Origin of the sequence: Erythrobacter sp. CCH5-A1 (genome assembly GCF_001557115.1) — a bacterium.
GTDB lineage: Bacteria > Pseudomonadota > Alphaproteobacteria > Sphingomonadales > Sphingomonadaceae > Erythrobacter.
Genome location: NZ_LSKQ01000083.1, coordinates 1 through 1,100, shown reverse-complemented (window position 1 = coordinate 1,100; position 1,100 = coordinate 1). Strand labels below are relative to the sequence as shown.

Here is a 1,100-nt window from a genome sequence, read left to right as displayed (position 1 = left end):
CGCCTCCCCGAGGCGGCTCTTGGCGCTGACCTGCCGGCCGCGTGCTTCGAGGAACCTGTAGAGGTCGTCGACGATCGGCCGGCTGCGCTGGTCACGGACGTCGCGGCGCTCGTCAGCAGATAGGCCGCGGATCTCGTCCTCGATGGCGTAGAGGGAGGCAATGCGGCGCAGCACGTCGGCGGCCACCGGCGAGCTCTCGGCCAGCTCGTAGAACTTGCGGCGCACATGCGCCCAGCAGAACGCGAGACGGATCTGCTGATGGCGCCGGCCCAGCGCCGCATAGGCACCATAGCCGTCGACCTGCAGGATGCCGGCAAAGCCGTGCAGATGCGCTTCGGGTCGCTCGGTCTTGCGATCGCCGGCGTAGACATAGGCGACCATCGGCGGGGCACTGCCGCCCCATGGCCGATCGTCGCAGGCATAGGCCCAGATCTGACCGGTCTTGGTCTTCCTGCGCCCCGGCTCGAGCACTGGCGCGGTGGTCTCGTCGGCGAACAGCCGCTCGGATCGTCGCAATCGCTCGAGGATATGATCGCGCAAGGGGCGCAAATACCAGGCTGCCCTGCCGACCCAGTCGGCAAGGGTGGAACGGTCCAGCTGAATGCCCTGCCGGGCATAGATCTGCGCCTGTCGGTAGAGCGGCAGGTGGTCGGCATACTTGGATACCAGCACCTGTGCGATCAGCGCCTCGGTGGGGATGCCGCCTTCGACGATCCTTGCCGGGGCCGGTGCCTGCACGACCGCGTTCTCGCACGAGCGACAGCCATAGCGCGGGCGCCGGGTGACCAGCACGCGGAAGGTGGTAGGCACGACATCGAGGCGCTCGGCAACATCCTCGCCGATCTGGTGGAGCGCGCCGCCGCAGCAGGGGCAAGCCTTCTCCTCGATATCGACGGTCTGCTCGATCCGCTCGAGATGGGCGGGCAGCGCACCGCGGTTCGTCTTGCGCGGGCGTTCGCACGGAGCCTTGCTTGCCTTGTTCATGGCAAGCTCGGCCTGTGAGAGTGCGGCCTCAACTTCCTCGAGCGCAAGCTCGAACTGGTCGGCATCGAGCTGTTCAGACTTGCGGCCAAAACGATGACGCATCAGCGCATCGATGA

1 protein-coding gene is annotated in these 1,100 nt (G+C 67.1%); it reads right to left on the bottom strand.

From position 1 onward, the window contains the following. Positions 1-1,100: IS66 family transposase (locus AX708_RS04150; RefSeq protein ID WP_067489568.1), on the bottom strand; the 1,100-nt coding region annotated here is incomplete at both ends.